Consider the following 3,596-nt stretch of genomic DNA (forward strand, 5'->3'; position numbering starts at 1 on the left):
CCCCCTACCCCTTGCTCTCGGGCCCCTTCACGTCCGGCGGCAGACTGGCGTCCGGTTCGCCCAGCTTCGTCAGCGCCGCCCGCGCGGCCGGCGCCCCCAGCAGCGAGAAGTCCGGATTGATCCGCAGCGCGTCCTGGAGATGCCGGCGCGCGGAACCCGGCCGGTCCAGGTGCTGCTCGATCACCCCCCGGTGATACGCGTACAGGGCGCTGCGCACCCCGCCCCCGTGCACCTTGTCCGTCGCGATCCCGGCGAACTTCAGCGCCTCCTCGTCCTCGCCGGTCCGGTGCAGCGCCCACCCCAGCGCGTCGGCGACCGCGATACCCGGCTGCCGTCGCCACTCGGCGCGCAACCGCCGTACCGCGGACTCCGGATCGCCGTGGTCCGCCTCGAACAGCCCGAGCACCAGCTCCTCGTCCGCCCCGCCCGCGGCCGCGGCGCCGACCCGCGCCCGCAGCAGGTCGTACTGCACCCGCGCCTTGTCGGCGAGGCCCACCGACTCGTACAGCTCGCCCAGTTCCAGCGCGTACTGCGGCAGCGGCTGCCTGGCCAGCGCCGCCCGGTAGGCGGCCACCGCCTCCGCCGTCCGCCCCAGCGCCGCCAGCACCCGCCCCTGCCCGGCCCGCGCGGCCCACTGGTCGGGGTCCAGCCGTACCGCCTCCCCGAAGCGCCGCAGCGCCTCCGCCGTGTCCCCGCGCTCCCACGCCAGCTGCCCGGCCTGCTCCTGGTACGCGGCCTGCTCCACCGAGGTCCGCGCGCCCGCCGCCGCCTCGGTGAGCGTGGCCGCCGCGTCCTCGCGCCAGCCCCGGTCCCGGTAGACCGCGGCGGCCCGGGCCAGCGTGGCCGGCCCCTTGTGCAGCGCCATCAGCTTGTCGAGGGTGCTGCGGGCCTTCTTGTAGTCGCCGAGTCCGGTGTAGGCGTCGATCAGCAGCGGATACGTCGTCCACCGCTTCGGCGCCTGCTTCAGCGCCGTCTCGCCCCATTTGCGCGCGGCAGGGAAGTCACGGCGCGCGTTCGCCAGCGCCGCAAGTCCGTCGAGCGCCTCCGCGTTGTTCTTGGGCAGTGTGCTCATCGAGGTGCGCAGCGCCTGCTCGGCCCGCGGGTAGTAGGCGGCCTGCGCCGTCCGCCGCCCCCGCTCCACATAGGCGGCCCCGAGCACCGCCCACGACGCGCCGTCCTTCGGATGGACCCGCAGATACGTCTCGCGCTGCCCGATCAGCGCCGTCAGATCCGGCAGCGCCGCCGGCACCCCGTCCCTGACCGCGGCCAGCGCCAGCGCCCCGGACGCCGGAGCCCCGTGCGCCGGAGCGGGGTGCACCACGGCCGGCCGCCGTGTGGTCGCCGTAGGCAGCAGCAGCAACGTCGCGCCCAGCGTCACGCACACCACGGCCGCGACGAGCAGCAGCCGCCGAACGACACGCCCGGCAAGAGCCGGCCGTCGGGACGAGGTCACGGAAGTCGGTGGTTGTCCGTCCATGGCGCTCACTGTGCGGGAGCGCGGCGACCACATCGCGGCAGCCGAAGGGAGCCGCGGACGGGGTTCACACCGATGGCCGCGAGTGCGAACCTTTGATCATGAGCCGTATCGAAGCGCCTCGTGACGAAGCGACCGGAAACACGACCGGAGACCTCATCGACCGTCTCCGGGACGGCCTGCCCGCCGACGCGGTCCTCACCGATCCCGACGTCACCGCCTCGTACGCCAACGACATGGCCAGTTTCTGCCCGGCCGGCGCCCCGGCCGCGGTCGTGCTCCCGCGTACCGTCGAAGAGGTCCAGCACGTCATGCGGGTCGCCACCGAACTACGCGTACCGGTCGTCCCGCAGGGCGCCCGCACCGGTCTGTCCGGCGGCGCCAACACCTCCGAGGGCTGCATCGCGCTGTCGCTGACGAGGATGGACCGGATCCTGGAGATCAGCCCGGTCGACCGGATCGCCGTCGTGGAACCGGGCGTCGTCAACGCCGTCCTGTCCCGGGCGGTCGACGAGCACGGGCTGTACTACCCGCCCGACCCCTCCAGCTGGGAGACCTGCACGATCGGCGGCAACATCGGCACCGCCTCCGGCGGCCTGTGCTGCGTGAAGTACGGGGTCACCGCCGAGTACGTGCTCGGTCTGGACGTGGTGCTGGCCGACGGCCGGCTGATGTCCACCGGCCGTCGCACCGCCAAGGGCGTCGCCGGATACGACCTGACGCGGCTGTTCGTCGGCTCCGAGGGCTCGCTCGGCATCGTCGTACGGGCCGTGCTGGCGCTCCGGCCGAAGCCGCCGGCGCAGCTGGTGCTGGCCGCCGAGTTCGCGTCCGCTGCCGCCGCCTGCGACGCGGTGTGCCGGATCATGGCCGGCGGGCATGTGCCGTCCCTCCTCGAACTCATGGACCGTACGACGGTGAAGGCCGTCAACGACCTCGCCCACATGGGCCTGCCGGAGACCACCGAGGCGCTGCTCCTGGCCGCGTTCGACACCCCCGACCCGGCCGCCGACCTCGCGGCCGTCGCCGCCCTGTGCGAGGCGGCCGGCGCCACCCAGGTCGTGCCGGCCGACGACGCCGCCGAGTCCGAACTGCTGCTCCAGGCCCGCCGGATGTCGCTCGTCGCGCTGGAGGCGGTCAAGGGCACGACGATGATCGACGACGTGTGCGTGCCGCGCTCGCGGCTCGGCGAGATGCTGGAGGGGGTCGAGCGGATCGCCGAGAAGTACCGGCTGACCATCGGCGTCTGCGCGCACGCGGGCGACGGCAACACCCATCCGACGGTCTGCTTCGACGCCCTGGATCCCGACGAGTCCGCGCGGGCCCGTGAGTCCTTCGACGAGATCATGGCGCTCGGCCTGGAGCTCGGCGGCACCATCACCGGCGAGCACGGCGTGGGTGTGCTGAAGAAGGAGTGGCTGGCGCGCGAACTCGGGCCGGTGGGACTGGAGATGCAGCGGGCGGTCAAGCAGGTCTTCGACCCGCTCGGCATCCTGAACCCGGGCAAGCTGTTCTGACCCGCTCACTCCCCGTCCTCGTCCACGGGTGCCGGGGCGAGCAGTTCGGCCAGGCCGTCGTCCAGCCCGAGCTGCTCGCCCTCCGTCCCCGGCGGCACCAGCCGCAGTGTGCGCTCCAGCCAGGCCGACACCTGCGCCGTCGGGGCCTCCAGCAGCGCGTCCCCCTCCGGCGCGCTGAGCGCGATCAGCACCACGCCCCGGCCTTCGACCTTCGTCGGCCACACCCGCACGTCCCCGTGTCCGCACGGCCGGAACACCCCCTCCACCAGCAGCTCGCGGGCGAAGGTCCAGTGCACGGGGTGCTCGGAATGGATGTGGAAGCCGATGTGGACGGCGTACGGATCGTCGGTGCGGTAGATGAGCCGGGCCGGTACGGGGATGCTGTGCTCCGGCGACAGGATGAGCGTGAGCTCCAGCTCGCGCTCGACCACGGTCTCCTTCATGGCGTCGCGTTCCTCTCTCGTGTCTCGTGCGGGGCCGCCGGGATGGGCCCGCCCGGGTGAGAGAGGCACGGGAGGCAACCATTACGCGGGTTCGCGGAACTTTTCTCCGGACTTCCTTCCGAGCGTGTGAAGTAGATGCACGAGGTTGCCCGGAAAGGGGTGGGT

General features: G+C 73.1%; 3 protein-coding genes. 1 reads left to right on the top strand and 2 read right to left on the bottom strand.

Annotation, left to right across the window (positions count from 1 at the left end; genetic code table 11):
* Window positions 1–4: 4 nt before the first annotated feature.
* Entirely contained in the window at window positions 5–1,477 is a 1,473-nt protein-coding gene (locus FNH09_RS45325; protein WP_152895705.1) for a tetratricopeptide repeat protein, read from the bottom strand.
* 92 nt (window positions 1,478–1,569) lie between these two features.
* Between FNH09_RS45325 and FNH09_RS45330 the strand changes: the two genes are divergently transcribed.
* Window positions 1,570–2,988 (top strand): FAD-binding oxidoreductase, encoded by a 1,419-nt coding sequence (locus tag FNH09_RS45330; RefSeq protein WP_152895706.1) that lies wholly within the window; start codon window positions 1,570–1,572, stop codon window positions 2,986–2,988.
* Between the two features lie 5 nt (window positions 2,989–2,993).
* On the opposite strand, the gene FNH09_RS45335 is transcribed toward FNH09_RS45330, so the two are convergent.
* Window positions 2,994–3,431 carry an SsgA family sporulation/cell division regulator gene (locus tag FNH09_RS45335; RefSeq protein WP_152895707.1) on the bottom strand — a complete coding sequence of 146 codons (438 nt, stop codon included), beginning with the start codon at window positions 3,429–3,431 and terminating at the stop codon, window positions 2,994–2,996.
* Window positions 3,432–3,596: the final 165 nt, after the last annotated feature.

This window comes from Streptomyces adustus (assembly GCF_009377175.1).
GTDB classification, from domain to species: Bacteria; Actinomycetota; Actinomycetes; order Streptomycetales; family Streptomycetaceae; genus Streptomyces; species Streptomyces adustus.